Origin of the sequence: Metallibacterium scheffleri (assembly GCF_002077135.1) — a bacterium.
Taxonomy (GTDB): Bacteria; Pseudomonadota; Gammaproteobacteria; order Xanthomonadales; family Rhodanobacteraceae; genus Metallibacterium; species Metallibacterium scheffleri.
Window position 1 is genome coordinate 1929025 of record NZ_LDOS01000002.1, and the last position, 14487, is coordinate 1943511.

The window sequence follows — 14487 nt, forward strand, 5'->3', positions numbered from 1 at the left end:
TCCCCCGACACACCGGTTGATGGGCTTGCGGGGGCCGCTTATTGGTTCTTGATCGTCGGATTCGTGGTCGTCGCCGTCAGTGATGTCGTCTTCGACTGATACACCACCCCGTCGACGTTGATGCGCAGGATGTAGGTCCAGGTTCCCGTCGTGCCGACACTGTTGTTGAGGTCGCCGAGCGTCAGTTGATTGCCGTTCGCGCTCAGCGTGGGGCTGCCAAAAATCCCGGAGGGCGGCGCCGCGCCGACCCAGGCGAAACCCGGATTGGGATCAGTGAGCGCCACAAAGGATCCCGATGCCGCGTTGCCGGTCAGCTGCCAGGTGATGGTCTGTGCGTCGGGGCTTCGGCTGACGTGGTTCGCGTTGCCGCTCTGATCGATATCAACGCACCAGGGCGTGGTGTTCTGGTCGAGGTTGACATGGAGATTGTTCGACATGATGGACTCCCGTGGATGAGAGGATTGATCCGCTGCCGCGCTTGCCGATGCGGTCATGACCTTGCCCGTTCCATGGCATGACCCTTACCGAAGGTGCATGGTGCCGTCGGCCGCCAGCAGCTTCTGCTGGAAGGCCACATTGACTGGATAGGCAATGCGTTGACGCTGCAGCCGGTCGACCAGGGCCGCATCGCGATAACCGCCCTGCCATAGTTGCCGGATGATCGGCTGCGCTTCGGCCTGCCGCTGCAATGCCAGCAGCGCTTCGACTTGCAAAGCCAGCAGACGCGGATCGGCGCGGCCATTTTTCTGTACTTGCAGCGTCTTCAGTGCATCCTCGCGCAGGTGCCGCGCAGCAGGCGCATCACTAGTCACCGCCGCCAGCAACAGCCGGGCACCCATGGTCGCCAGCAAGGTGGCGTGGTCGTCGGGGTGCCGTACGAACAGTGGATCGAGTATGCGCAACGCGGCTTGCACCTGGGCGCGCGCGGCATCGAGCTGGCCTGCAGCGCGCGATTGCTCGGCCTGTTCCACCTGCGTCTCGGCGAATGCGCGTTGCCAACCGCTGTTGGACGGATCCTGACGGGTCAGATCATGAAAAATCCGCAATGACCGTTCGATCAGTGCATGCGCGGCGGACAGGTCACCGCCCATGCGCTGCAGACGACTCAGCTGCATGCCGTACAGCGCAACATTGTCCTGGAAACTGCTGTTGCGTGGATCCACCTCGACCAATTGGCCGGCGATCGCGAGCGCCTGTTGCAGATCGTTCCGGCCCACATCAAGCGCGCCGGTCAAAGCCAGTGTGCGCCCAAGAATCGCGCGTGAAACCAGCATGTTTTGACGTCGGTTGTTGTCCCTGGGATCGCGGGCCGCCAGCCTGGTCTCGATTGCGTCGTCGGCGGCGTACTGCGCGACAGCGGTGGCCAGGTCGCCGCGCTGCAGCGCCAGCTTGCCGAGATTGTTGTGCGCGATACCCAGATACTCCAGCCACTCGGCGTTGTCGGGCTGGGTCGCGACCAGACGTTCGCACAGCGCAAGCATCTTGCGATATTGGGCAGTGGCGGCGTCGAACTGGCCACGCGCCTCCAGCACATGAGCAAGATCGTTGCCGATGATCGCCAGATTGAAAAGCAGTTTGAGATCATCCGGAGCGTGCGTCTGCGCGCGCCTCAGGATGGCGTGCGCGGAGTCAAAATCCTGCTGTGCCGCGCCCAGCCTGCCCTGTTGCCAGTGGGTCATGCCGATGAACGCCCAGATTCGGGCATGGGCCAGTTGCCGCGGCACGTCGGTGGGCGCGCGGTCGGCCAGTTTCGCCGCGATCTTCAGAGCCGCCCGATACGACGCCATCGCCTGCGGCAGATGGCCCTGGTCCATGCGTACGCTGCCGATCTTCTCCAGCGCGCGGGCGCGTTGCTCCAGCGCCACATCGGTGACATCGGTGATTGGCAACGACTGAAAGTAGCTCATGGCGCGGTCATCGACCGCCTGCATGATGTCCAGACGCCCTACCTGCGCCAGCTTGTCGTTGAGGTCACCGAGCATGAAATTGACCAGTCCATCGGCTTGTTTCTGGCGGCGCTCGGCTGCCTGCCGCGCGACATCGGCGGCGTTGCGCGCGATCACGGCGGTGATCGCGAGGATCGTAGTCACCGCCATCACTACGAGCGCCAGCGCGGCCAGCGCGGTCATGCGCCGCATGCGGCGCTGCAGTTCGCGCTGCTTCAACACATCGAAGCCGACGTCGAGCATGCCGGCGATCAGCTTGAGTTTGGCGTTGGTCTTGCCGTCCTTGCCGGCGCGCGCGTCGGCCGCGATCGGCTCGATGCGCTCTTCGCCCAGCGCACCATCAGCGCCGAGTCGATGGCGCAGCGCATGCACGAAGCACTCCTCCGCTGCGCGACCTGGCATCGCACTCGCATTGGGTTCGCCATCGACGATCAGGCAGAAGATGCGCTCGCCGCGACCGAGGCGTTTGAAGGCAAGCACCTCTTCATCGACCCAGCGCGAAGCCGCTGCGTGCGGTGAGCAGATCACGATCAGATTAGCCGATTGCGCCAGCGCCTCGTTGACCTTGCGATCGAGATCGGTTGCGCTGGCCAGCTCATCGCGATCGCGGAAGATCGGTGCGAGGCGCCGCGGGATCACCCCGGCTGCCGTGCTCTGGCCGACCAGGCGCCGCGGCACCACGTAGGCTTCCAGTGCGCGGTGCAGCCAGTCCGCCCAGGACTTGTCCCGATGGCTGTAGCTGATGAAGGCGCGGTAACGGAGCGCGGCAGTGACGGGGTCCGCGGTCATGGCTCACCACACCCAAGCAGGCGTTCGGGCATGTCCTCGCCAGGCCATCTCCACATATCGTGCCGGCGGGCCGGCACCGGTGAACCATGATCCATGACCGACCCCCTTGCGAGAATCACGGACATGAAAACGTGATGATCGTTACATTACTCGCGAAACAAGCATCGTGCATGCCCAGCCTGGCGCAGGCTGGCACGCGGCCAGCCACGCTTGGCGCGACACGTGATGGCAATGCAAGCGACGGATACGTTGCCGCGATTGACTTTGCGCCGCCTCCACGCGCTGCGGCACGGCGGCAATGATGGTCGAATCGGAGCGCCGGGCCGCTGCATCGCGTCTACGTGGCTGTAACGCAGGCATTACAACGCAATGGTTTGCGGCGCCCGGCCCGGAGCGTGTGGACACCTGCCGCGCGCAGTCCGGCGCATGGCCGGATTGCGTTTGCCCGTGCAACGCCGCTACTGCGTTGCACGGGCTGCCGGCGACGGCCGGCTACCGCATCAGTCCGGCCAGCGTCACGCCCAGATCGGCCGGCGATTTCACCGTGGTCACGCCGGCCTTTTCCAGTGCGGCGAACTTGGCGGCGGCGGTGCCCTTGCCGCCGCTGATGATGGCGCCGGCATGGCCCATGCGCTTGCCGGCCGGGGCCGAAGCGCCGGCGATGAACGCCACCACCGGCTTGCGCACGTAGTCGCTGATGAACTCGGCGGCTTCTTCTTCGGCGCTGCCGCCGATCTCGCCGACCATGATGATGCCCTGGGTCTGCGCGTCGTCCTGGAACAGCCTGAGGCAGTCGATGAAGTTGAGGCCGTTGATCGGATCACCGCCGATGCCGATGCAGGTGCTCTGACCGAGGCCGACCTGGGTGGTCTGGAACACGGCTTCGTAGGTGAGCGTGCCGGAACGCGACACGATGCCCACCTTGCCGGGCTGGTGGATGTGGCCGGGCATGATGCCGATCTTGCACTCACCGGGGGTGATGATGCCGGGGCAGTTGGGGCCAATCAGCACGGTGCCGGGATAGCTGTGGGTGAGTGCATTCTTCACGCGCAGCATGTCCAGCACCGGAATGCCCTCGGTGATGGTCACGATCACCTTGATGCCGGCGTCGGCGGCTTCGAGAATGGCGTCGGCGGCGAACGGCGGCGGCACGAAAATCATGCTGGCGTCGGCATGCGTGGCATCCACCGCATCCTGCACGGTGTTGAACACGGGCAGGCCGAGGTGCTCGCTGCCGCCCTTGCCGGGGGTGATGCCGCCGACCAGCTTGGTGCCGTAGTCCAGCGCCTGCTGCGAATGGAAGGTGCCCTGCTGGCCGGTGAAGCCCTGGCAGATCACCCGGGTGTTCTTGTGTACGAGTACGGACATGATGGATTCCTTCAGGCGATGGCGGCCACGGCTTTGCGCGCGGCGTCGTTGAGGTCGTCGGCGGAGGTGATCTTCAACCCGGAATGGGCCAGCAGCTCGCGGCCCTTCTCGACGTTGGTGCCCTGCAGGCGCACGACCACGGGGATATTCAGGCCGACCTCCTTCACCGCGGCGATGATGCCCTCGGCGATCAGGTCGCAACGCACGATGCCGCCGAAAATGTTGACCAGGATCGCCTTGACCTTGTCCGAGGACAGGATCAGCTTGAACGCTTCGGTCACGCGCTCCTTGGTGGCGCCGCCGCCGACGTCGAGGAAGTTGGCCGGCTCGGCTCCGGCCAGCTTGATCACGTCCATGGTGGCCATGGCCAGACCCGCGCCGTTGACCATGCAGCCGATGTTGCCGTCCATGGTCACGTAGTTGAGGTTGTTCTCGGCGGCCTCGGCCTCGGCCGGGTCTTCCTGGGTCTTGTCGCGCATCGCGGCCAGGCGCGGGTGACGAAACTCGGCGTTGTCGTCGGAGTTGACCTTGCCGTCCAGCGCCATCAGGTCGCCATTGGCGAGGATGGCCAGCGGATTGAGCTCGATCAGCGCCAGGTCCTGCTCGTTGAACAGCTTGTACAGGCCCAGCATGATCTTGGTGAGCTGGCCCACCTGCTTGCTGTTGAGACCCATGGCAAAACCCAGCTTGCGGCACTGGTAAGGCTGCAGGCCCTGGATGAAATCAACCGTGATGGCGTGGATGTCCTCGGGGTTTTCGCGCGCGACCTGCTCGATGTCGACGCCGCCGCGGCTGGAGGCGACGAAGGTCACCGCCTTGCTGCCGCGATCGACCAGGATCGACAGATACAGCTCCTTGGCGATGTCGCCGGCGTCGGTCACCAGCACTTCGTTCACCGGCAGCGCGCGCCCGGCCGACTGGTAGGTGCTCATGCGCGTGCCGAGCATGCCGGCGGCGGCGGTTTTCACCTCCGCATGCGTCTTGCAGAACTTGACACCACCGGACTTGCCGCGGCCGCCAGCGTGGATCTGCGCCTTGACCATCCAGGGACCGGCGCCCAGCGCCCTGGCGGCATCGACCGCCAGATCGGGACTATTGGCGACCTTGCCCGCGGGCACGGCGATGCCGTACTCGGCGAACAATTCTTTGGCCTGGTATTCGTGGAAATTCATGCACGACCTCGGGGATTGCGGGGGAAGGGAACGCGGCGGCGTAGCATCGGCGCAGGGCACCGGACCGCGGCGAGCCGTCTATTTTCGGCCTTATCTGCGTCCGAGGCAAAGTTGTGCATCGCACATGCATCCGCGCAGCGGCGTGAATGCGGACCCCGGACCCGCCGCGCCACCTCGCCAGCGCGCGGCGCGCGGCGCTTCGCCTATACTGCGGCCGCGTCAATCGGGGCGGAACACCAAGCGCAACCTCGGTCGCCTTGCGTCCGTGAGCGCAATGCGCAATCCGCGCACCACTTGGCGGACGTCGGCCCGACCCATCGACCTGCACGAGGATTCGCGCGTGGCGGCTGCACACGACACCAACCCGCACCTGTCGGCCGGCGAGATCGTGCGCCGCGAGTTGTACTTCACCAATCTGTACCGCGTGCTGCAGGCCAGCACCTACATCGGGCTTGCGTTCAGCCCGTGGCTGGGCGATCTGGTGCAACCACAACTGCCCTCGCTGGCGCGCTGGGTTTCGGTGGTCTACGTGGTCCTCGCCGTGGTCATGCTGCTGAATACGCGGCGCGCACTGCCGCACCTGCGCGCGCAATTGCCGCTGATGGTCGGCATCGATGTGATCGCGGCGATGCTGATGATCACCGCCATCCCCGATGCGCATACCGGCATCGCCGGGTTGCTGATCGTCAATCTCAGCGCGGCGGCGGCGCTGCTCTCGCTGCGCGCCGCGTTCATGCTGTCGGGTGCGGCCAGCGCTGCGCTGATGCTGCTCGGCGTGTTCGACGTATTCGCGCAGAACAGTCCGGTGCGCCTGTTGCTGGAGGCGCTGCTGTTCGCCTTCACCTACATCGCCGCGGCCTGGCTCAACCACACGCTGGGTCGGCAGATGCGCGCCAGCGAGGCGCTGGCCGAACGCCGTGGCCTGGACCTGGCCAACCTGGCGCAGGTCAACGAGCTGATCATCAAGCGCATGAAAACCGGCGTGCTGCTGGTGGATGCCGGCAACCATATCCACCAGATGAACGAATCGGCGTGGCTGCTGCTGGGCAGCCCCGGCAGCGAGCAGCGCGATCTCGGTAGCCTGGCCCCGGAGCTGTCGCGGCGCCTGTACCACTGGCGCAATCTGGCGCGCGTGGACGAAACCGCCGTGGCGCTGGCCGAGGGCGTGCCCGAGGTGGTGCCGCGCTTCACGCGTCTGGCCGCCAACGACGACTCGCACGCGCTGATCTTTCTTGATGACACGTCCCTGGTATCGCGGCGCGCCGAGGAAATGACCCTGAGCTCGCTGGGGCGGCTGTCGGCCTCGATCGCGCACGAGATCCGCAATCCCCTCGCGGCGATCCGCTATTCGGCACAACTGCTGGCCGAATCGCCTGAACTCAACGCCGAGGATGCGCGCATGGTCGAGATCATCAACAACCACTGCGTGCGCCTGAACGACATCGTCGAGAACATCCTGCAACTCTCGCGTCGCGACCGCTCGCGCCCCGAGGTGCTGGACCTCAACGACTGGGTGCTGCGCTTCGTCGAGGAATACTCCGAGTCCAACGACCTCGGCGATGACAGCCTGCGCGCCATCACCCAGGCGCGCACGGTCGAGGCACTGGTCGATCAGCAGCACCTGCAGCAGGTGGTATGGAACCTGGTGCAAAACGCGCTGCGCTACGGACGCATGCCCGGCGAACCGGCGCGGGTGATGGTGATCGCACGCAATGCCACCGAACAAGGGCCGCCGCTGCTCGAGATCGTCGATCGCGGCCCCGGCATTCCGCCCAAGGTGGCCGCACAGATCTTCGAGCCATTCTTCACCACGCACGAAATGGGCACCGGGCTGGGCCTGTATCTGGCGCGGCAGATGTGCGACGCCAACCAGGCCACGCTCGAATACGTGCCGGTGCCCGGCGGCGGCAGTTGCTTCCGCATCAGCCTCGGCGCCTCGGTGCGCATGGCCACGCCGGCATGAGCCTTTGCCGAACAGCGCTGCGGCGTTACTCTCAGGCGCAGCAACCGTCGCAGGCAGGGATAGGAACATGAGCAAACAGACCGTACTGGTGGTGGACGACGAGCGCGACATCCGCGAACTGCTGACCATCACCCTCGGGCGCATGAACCTGCTGGTCGATTCCGCCGGCAGCGTCGGCGACGCCAAACGCCTGCTGGCCGAGCGCCGCTATGACCTGTGCTTCACCGACATGCGCCTGCCCGATGGCTCCGGGCAGGAACTGCTGGAACTGATCGCCGCCGAGTACGCCGAGATGCCGGTGGCGATGATCACCGCCTATGGCAACGTCGATGCCGCGGTCAATGCGCTCAAGGCCGGCGCCTTCGATTTCGTCTCCAAGCCGGTCGACATCAACATGCTGCGGCGCCTGGTGCAAACCGCGCTGCGCCTCGGCCAGCAGCGCCGCGAACAGGGCGAGAACATCGCGCCCGACAACGATGCCGCCGGCAGCGAAACCAGCTCAGCCAGCCGCCTGGTCGGCGCCTCGCCCGCGATCGAGCAGGTACGCGCCACCATCGCCAAGCTCGCGCGCAACCAGGCGCCGGTCTACATCTCGGGTGAATCCGGCGTGGGCAAGGAACTGGTCGCGCGTCTGATCCACGAGCAGGGCCCGCGCGGCGGCGGCGCGTTCGTGCCGGTCAACTGCGGCGCGATCCCCGGCGAGCTGATGGAAAGCGAATTCTTCGGCCACAAGAAAGGCAGCTTCACCGGCGCCAACGTGGACAAGGAAGGGCTGTTCCAGGCCGCGCACGGCGGCACTCTGTTCCTCGACGAGGTGGCCGACCTGCCCATGCACATGCAGGTCAAGCTGCTGCGCGTGATCCAGGAGAAAGCCGTGCGTCCGATCGGCGCGCACGCCGAGATTCCGGTCGACGTGCGCATCCTCTCGGCCACGCACAAGGATCTGGCGCGGCTGGTCGAGCGCGGCCTGTTCCGCCAGGACCTGTTTTATCGCATCAACGTGATCGAGCTGCGCGTGCCGCCGCTGCGCGAGCGCCGCGAGGACGTGCCGCGCCTGACCGCGCGCATTCTCGAACGCCTCGCCGCCGACAACGGCATGGACGCGCCGCCGCGGCTGCAGCCCGAGGCGCTGAGGGCGCTGCTGGATTACGCCTTCCCCGGCAACGTGCGCGAGCTGGAAAACATCCTCGAGCGCGCCGTGGCCCTGTGCGACAACGGCAGCATCGAACGCAGCGACCTGATGCTGATGCCCGCCGCCGGCACACCCGCCAATGGCAATGCCGGCAGCGCAGCGATCGACCCCGCTACCGCGGCCGCCGACGCCGGCCCGCAATCGCTGGACGACATGATCACCGGCCTCGAGCGCGAAAAGATCATGCAGACCCTGCAGAAAACCCGTTACAACAAGACCGCCGCCGCGCGCGAACTGGGCATCACCTTCCGCGCGCTGCGCTACAAGCTCAAGAAGCTGGGGATCGATTGAGGCCTCATGCGCGGGCGCTGCCCGCGCACAGGTCATTCAACCGGCGCCACGTCACGCAGCCTCGCGCCGCCGGACTGGAGCGGCAGGCGCTTGCGCCCCGTCCGGGCCACGCCGTGCCCGCCGGCATGATCGGATGGAACCGGATCCTGGCGCGCCCGAACCGGCCACGACACGCCCGCGGCTCGCGCCGCCAACTCCAGATTCCCGCGGACCCCATCCGCGCATCACATCTGGACGATGGCATAGCCCTGGCTCTGCGCGATGATCGTGGTGGTCAACGCGGAGAGCGCGATCTGGATGTCCGGGTTCAGATCGCCGGGTGTGAACCCGAAGCCGTACAGGGCATTGCCGCACACCATGAGGTGCACGCCGGCCTGCTGCAGCCTGGCGATCAGGTCCAGATCGGGATTGGCGTGATGGTACCTGGCCATGAACGCCGGCCCGTCCAGTACCAGCGGTGTCGCCGGCCCGGTGATGACGACCTCGAGCTTCAGGTGGTCGGACGGGACGCCGGCAGCACCGAATTCGTTGAGCGCACGCGCGACTTGCTGCAGGCCGAAGTTGGCCTGGCTGGACTTCGGGTCGCCTTGATGGATGACGAACAGGGTCTTGTAGGTCGCGGCCGGATCCGGGCGATCGATCGCCTGTTTCCAGACGTGGATGCCACCGTAGCCCTGGATGACGGGAAACGCCCAGCCCTGCGCCGGTGGCGCCGCCACAGCGGACACCGGCAGCGCGGACAGCAGCAAAACAACGACAAACGCCAGACGTTTCATGGACACCCCGCAGGAAGCATGGATGGATGCTGCACCCGATCGCACGTTACGCCACGCGCGCTGCGAGGCCAAGCCCGGTCGGTGACGCAGGGGTCGCGATCCAGCCCAGCGGCCATCGACTGACAGGGGCGCCCTGCCCGATCGCGACAGGCCAAACCGGCGCGGCAGCCGCTTGGGCCAGACACCTGGTTTGGCGCAGGAATTCCGGGCATTTTGCAACGCGCGAAGATCGCCCGCAGTCCAAACCCCTGGCCCCCGTCTTGATCCAAGTCATCCCGCACCGCCGGGGAGCGCGCCACACTCTGCGCTGGTTCCGCTGGAGCGCGTCATGCCCGAGATCCTCGACATCTGGCAATGCATCGGCTGCGGTCGCATCGAGGAGGTGCCGCAGACTTGTATCGGCGTGTGCCGAACCGTCAAGCGACCGCTGGTCGACCTGGATGATTTTCGCGCGCTGTCCGCCGAGCTCGACGCCGCGCGCGCGCTGGCGGAGCGTTACGCGCTTGTGCTGCGCCTGATCGCGGCCAGTACGCCGCGCGCTGATGCCTGCCCCGCGCACTGGCGCGCGCTGCAGCTGCGCGCGCGCGCGGCGCTGGCCGGCACGGCCGTGCAGGATACCGGTGTCCCCGCGCGATGAACGCCCCGCTGGCGCCTGCGCGGCTGCACTCGGGCGCTGGCCGGCGCGATGCCACGCGCCCCGCGTGGCATCGCGGCGTGCGACGCATCCTGGTAATCAAGTGGAGCGCCCTGGGTGATGTGGCCTTGGCCACCGCCATCATGGAAGACCTGCGGCTGGCGTTTCCCGATGCCACCATGCACCTGAACACACTACCCGCGGCGCAGGCACTATTCGCCGCCGACCCGCGTTTCGAGCGCGTGTTGGCCATCGACGTGCGCGCGCCGGGCCAGCGCCTGCTGCAAGCCTGGCACTGGCTGCGCGCCGTGCGCGCGGGGAACTACGACCTGCTGGTTGACCTGCAAGCCAGCGACCACACGCGCCTGCTGATCGGTTTGCTGCCGATGCTTGGATGCCGCATCCGGCAACGCCTGGGTTGGCGCGGTGGATTTCCCTACACCCTGCACAACGCAGTCCGCACGCGCGGGTTGCACCCGATCGCGGCGATGCGCGCGATGCTGGCACACGCGGGGATCGAAGCGCGCACGACGCGTCCACTGTTGCGGGTACCACCCACGCTGGCCGACGCGGCACTGGACTTGCTGCAACGGCATGGCCTGACGGCGCGGGGTTTCGCCGTTTTCATGCCCGGTTCGCAGGCGGCTGGCTGGCTGAAACGTTGGGGCGCAGACCGCTACGCGCAATTGGGTTGCTTGCTCCTGGAGCGCGGCTTGGAACGCATCGTCCTGATCGGCGCGCGTGATGAGGCCGAGGAATGCGCGCGTATCCGCGCGGCCATCACGCGCAGCCATCCCGGACGCGTCGTGCACCTGGATGATCTGCATCTGCTGCAGATCGTCAGCGTCTGCGCGCGGGCACGCTGGATCATCGCCAATGACACCGGCATCGCCCATGTCGCCGCCGTGTGCGGACGCCCGCTGGTCGTTCTCTGCGGACCAACCGACGCGCGCCGGGTGAAGCCGCTGGGCCCGCAGGTACGCGCCCTGCAGGCGCGCGATGGCTGCCTCAATTGCTACGCCAAAACCTGCCGGCACGCAGATGCCCCGCAATGCCTGGCACGCATCGAACCCGCATGCGTCGCGCGCCTGCTGCTGGATGACGCCTGCACCGCCACGGATATCAACATTCTCTGAGCCGCGCCTGCCGTCCTTGATCAGGTGCCGATTTCACAAGAGCAGACGGCCCCCCGGACAGCGGCAGCCGCGTTGGGACAACTCGCCAAGCAGGTGAAGCCGGACACGATCCCGAACCGGCCAGCGCCTGCGCATCGATCCGACGCGCGATGCCCGACGATCCGGTTTGCGAATGCCACCATTCGCCCACCTTGACCAGCACGCATGCGGCACGCTGCGCCGCGAGCCGCGTGCGCCGCGGCACTGCCGCTTGACGCCAGTCGCATGCCGCGCGATGTTCCCCGCGTCGACGCGAGTCCGACCGGCGTGCCGCGATGCCTGCGCAGCGTGCCGCCACCGAATCACCGCCACGGAATCAATCAGGATTCGCAGCCGCTTTGTTTCCTCGTCGCGCGACACATGATGTCCATGCCCTGCCACCCCATCGAAACGGGACACTCTCCGATGAAGCGATACCTTGCTTGCCTGACGCTGGTCTTGCTTGCGTTTTCCCTGCCATGCGCGCAGGCGGCAACCGTGGCACCGATCAACTGGCAGGCATATCGATCACTGACCAAATATTCCGCGCCGCAATTTTCGCCCGACGGCTCGCGCATCGCCTTCCTCACGCTCAAGCCCGATTTCGTGCACGACCGTTACGCTGCGACGCTGCGCGTGGTGGACACCCGCGGCGGCGCACCGCAAGCCTTGGTGCGCGGCATGCGCGACCTGCAGATGCCGCGCTGGTCCCCCGATGGCCGCACGCTCGCCTTCATCGCCAAAGTCGGCAAGCGGAAATCCGAGATCTATACGGTTCCGGCGAACGGCGGAACGCCGCGCTGCGTCAGTGACGCGCGCAATGGCGTCGAGCAGTTCGCCTGGAGCCCCGATGGCAACACGATCGCCTTCGTCACCCCCGACAATCCACGCGTGGGCGCGAAAGCCAGACGCGCGCATCATGATCTCTTCGACATCCATGACGATGATTACCAGATCACGCGCGCACCCGCGCCTTCGCATATCTGGCTGCTGTCCTTGAAAGATGGCGACGCGCGACAGCTCACCCACGGCCCCACGAGCGTGCTCGAGAATCCGCCGCCATTCGCCGGATCGATCAGCGCGCCCGCGTGGTCGGCGGATGGGAAATGGCTGGTCTTCACCCGACAGATCGATGCCGACGACAGCGACACTGACCAGACCACCATCGCCGCGGTGAACGTGGCCACGGGCGCGGTGCATGCGCTCACATCCCACGGTTCCTACGAGTACACGCCGGAATTCGCGCCGCAGGGCGACGCGGTGGCTTTTCTGTACCCGCACGGCCCCGGCCCGGTGAGCGACATGGATGTTCTCGTCACCTCAGTGGCCGGTGGCGGCGCGCGTGATATCAGCGCGGACATGGACCGCGACGTTTACTCCGCGTATGCGTGGCTCCCGGCTGCGCGTGGCGTGGTCGCCGTCGTCGACGACCACGTGGGGACGAAGATCTTCGTGCAGCCCTTGCACGGTGCTGCGCACGCGCTGGCGCTCGGCAGCCTCAATCCCTCGCTCGTCGCGGTTTCGGCGCAGGGCGCGCTGGCATTCGTCGCCGACAGCGCCACGCGCGCGCCCGAACTCTATCTGCTGCGCACCCTGGCCAGCCGGCCCGTCGCCCTGACATCATTCAATCACGCATTCTCGGACTATGCCTATCCGCGCAGCGTCGAGGTCTCGTGGCGCGCTCCCGATGGCCAGGCCGATGACGGCATCCTGACTTACCCGGACGACTACCAGCCCGGACAGCATTACCCGCTCGTGGTGTACAGCCACGGCGGCCCCGAGGCGGCTTCGACCGAGCATTTCGATGGCGGCGAAATCGGCCCCTTGCGCGATCTGTTCGCGGCACGCGGTTATCTGGTCTTCGAGCCCAACTATCGCGGCAGCGACAACCTCGGCAACGCGCATGAGCATGCGATTTATCGCGACCCTGGCGTCGGCCCCGACAGCGACATTATCTCGGGCATCACCATGCTGGAGAAACAGGGCATCGTCGATCGCGCGCGCATCGCCGCGGTCGGGCATTCCTACGGCGGCTACATGACGGCGTGGCTGATCGCGCACCAGCACTTCTGGCGCTGCGCGGTGGTCGCCGACGGCGTCGTCGACTGGACGCAGGAGTACGAACTCGCGGGTGACGGCAACCTGGCCTGGACCCGGGACTCGCTGGGCGGCAGCCCGTGGGATCCGCGCAGCGCGGCGCTGTATCGCAGCGGCTCGCCGATCACTTATGCCGGGCAGATCACCACGCCGACATTGATCATCTCCGGCACCGCCGACATCACCGTGCCGATCACCGAATCATTCGCGCTTTACCACGCGCTCGCCAGTCGGCGCGTCCCGGTGCGCTTCATCGGCATTCCCGGCGCACATCACATGCCGCAGGATCCCGTGCACCGCGAGCTCTACTACCGTGCGATCTACGATTGGGTGGTTGCCCACATGCAGCCATCAAACCGGGCCGGCGCGGGTGCGGGTGCGGTCGCACGGGCCGACACTCGACGCTCCGTGCACGGATCCGAAGCTATGATGCAAAAACTCAAGGCCTCACTCACCCGGAGCATATCGCCATGAACAAACGCTGGATCGGAACTTTGATGGCTGCCGCGATGGTCGCATGGGTTGCGTTTCCGGCACTGGCGGCCCCAATGCCCAAGACGATGCTGGAACCAGGCGTCACGGCTCCTGATTTCACGCTGCCTGCCACGCTTGCGGGACACGATTACACCTTCGCGCTGAAGCAGGCGCTCGCCAAGGGTCCAGTCGTGCTTTACTTCTTCCCGGCTGCCTATACCAGCGGCTGCGACCTGGAAGCGCACACCTTCTCGACGCACGCTGCCCAGTTCGCCAAAGCCGGGGCGAGCATCCTCGGTGTATCGGAAAATTCGATCGCGATGCTCAACAAGTTCGAAATCGATCCGAATTTCTGCGCCGGCAAGTTCCCGATCGCCTCCGACCCCAGCGGCAGCATCGGCGCCCTGTACGGGGTCAAGCTGTATCCGCCGCAGAAAGGGGCCAAGACCATCCACGGCCAAACCATCACGCACGGCTTTTTCGCGCGCACGACCTTCGTGATCGCACCCGACGGCAAGGTCGTGGCGTCGATGTCCAGCGAAAAGGACGGCATCTCGCCGATCCAGCACGTGACGCGTTCTCTGGCGATTGTGCAGCGCCTGCACGAGCACAAGACGCCCTGATCGGCGGC

Annotated in this window: 11 protein-coding genes; 6 read left to right on the forward strand and 5 right to left on the reverse strand. The window is 66.4% G+C overall.

What is annotated here, in order from left to right; translation table 11 throughout:
- Window positions 1-38 precede the first annotated feature (38 nt).
- The 4 genes from Mschef_RS14155 to sucC all read right to left on the reverse strand — a co-directional run bounded on the left by Mschef_RS14155 (window position 39) and on the right by sucC (window position 5275).
- Entirely contained in the window at window positions 39-437 is a 399-nt protein-coding gene (locus tag Mschef_RS14155; protein WP_081129655.1) for a hypothetical protein, read from the reverse strand.
- A gap of 84 nt (window positions 438-521) precedes the next feature.
- Entirely contained in the window at window positions 522-2735 is a 2214-nt protein-coding gene (locus Mschef_RS14160) for a toll/interleukin-1 receptor domain-containing protein (protein WP_081129657.1), read from the reverse strand.
- Between the two features lie 492 nt (window positions 2736-3227).
- A complete protein-coding gene (sucD, locus tag Mschef_RS14165) occupies window positions 3228-4103 on the reverse strand; it encodes a succinate--CoA ligase subunit alpha (protein WP_081129659.1) in 876 nt (291 codons plus the stop codon).
- Between the two features lie 11 nt (window positions 4104-4114).
- A complete protein-coding gene (gene sucC / locus Mschef_RS14170) occupies window positions 4115-5275 on the reverse strand; it encodes an ADP-forming succinate--CoA ligase subunit beta (protein ID WP_081129662.1) in 1161 nt (386 codons plus the stop codon).
- 340 nt (window positions 5276-5615) lie between these two features.
- Between sucC and Mschef_RS14175 the strand changes: the two genes are divergently transcribed.
- The gene (locus Mschef_RS14175) at window positions 5616-7238 is read left to right on the forward strand and encodes a sensor histidine kinase (RefSeq protein ID WP_242426531.1); all 1623 of its coding nucleotides are present in this window, start codon (window positions 5616-5618) and stop codon (window positions 7236-7238) included.
- Window positions 7239-7305: 67 nt separating this feature from the next.
- Complete coding sequence (locus Mschef_RS14180) at window positions 7306-8721, forward strand: sigma-54-dependent transcriptional regulator (RefSeq protein WP_081129666.1); 1416 nt, start codon at window positions 7306-7308, stop codon at window positions 8719-8721.
- Window positions 8722-8945: 224 nt separating this feature from the next.
- Here the strand turns inward: Mschef_RS14180 and Mschef_RS14185 are convergent, their stop codons facing one another.
- Complete coding sequence (locus Mschef_RS14185; protein ID WP_081129669.1) at window positions 8946-9497, reverse strand: DsrE family protein; 552 nt, start codon at window positions 9495-9497, stop codon at window positions 8946-8948.
- A 328-nt stretch (window positions 9498-9825) separates the two neighbouring features.
- On the opposite strand from Mschef_RS14185, the gene Mschef_RS14190 reads away from it, so the two are divergent.
- The 4 genes from Mschef_RS14190 (at window position 9826) to Mschef_RS14205 (ending at window position 14479) form a co-directional block, all read left to right on the forward strand.
- Window positions 9826-10134: a hypothetical protein gene (locus tag Mschef_RS14190; protein WP_081129671.1), complete on the forward strand. Its 309-nt coding sequence runs from the start codon at window positions 9826-9828 to the stop codon at window positions 10132-10134.
- Window positions 10131-11267 carry a glycosyltransferase family 9 protein gene (locus Mschef_RS14195; RefSeq protein WP_081129673.1) on the forward strand — a complete coding sequence of 379 codons (1137 nt, stop codon included), beginning with the start codon at window positions 10131-10133 and terminating at the stop codon, window positions 11265-11267. Before Mschef_RS14190 ends, Mschef_RS14195 begins: the two co-directional genes overlap by 4 nt.
- Before the next feature lie 444 nt (window positions 11268-11711).
- Window positions 11712-13856, forward strand: a complete 2145-nt coding sequence (locus tag Mschef_RS14200; RefSeq protein ID WP_168708799.1) for a S9 family peptidase — start codon at window positions 11712-11714, stop codon at window positions 13854-13856.
- On the forward strand, window positions 13853-14479 hold the full coding sequence (locus tag Mschef_RS14205) for a peroxiredoxin (RefSeq protein WP_168708800.1): 627 nt from the start codon (window positions 13853-13855) through the stop codon (window positions 14477-14479). Before Mschef_RS14200 ends, Mschef_RS14205 begins: the two co-directional genes overlap by 4 nt.
- The last annotated feature ends 8 nt before the right edge of the window (window positions 14480-14487 follow it).